We start from the raw sequence: 236 nt of genomic DNA, 5'->3' as shown, positions 1-236 counted from the left end.
ATCAATATCAAGCTCCATCTGAAAGGTACCATTAGTACCGTTCGGTTTTCCCACATCAATATAACCAAAAAGTTCAACTACCTGATTAGCTTGTGTTGTTGTAATTGTCAAACCTGATCCTTGAGCTGGACGAACGTTATATGTAGTAGCTACAGATGTAAGAACACGTAAGTTGAAAGTATGTGGTCCTGCTGCAGCAATTGTTACAATTCTATAAGAACCTACAGTTGTTCGGA

Annotated in this window: 1 protein-coding gene; it reads right to left on the bottom strand. The window is 38.6% G+C overall.

Going from position 1 to position 236, the window contains the following annotated elements:
• A partial coding sequence (locus QCD68_RS17320) for a hypothetical protein (RefSeq protein ID WP_301223908.1) occupies window positions 1-236 on the bottom strand: 236 nt, incomplete at both ends.

Source organism: Curtobacterium sp. PsM8 (assembly GCF_030433875.1).
GTDB lineage: Bacteria > Actinomycetota > Actinomycetes > Actinomycetales > Microbacteriaceae > Curtobacterium.
This window is presented reverse-complemented; position numbering and strand designations above follow the sequence as displayed.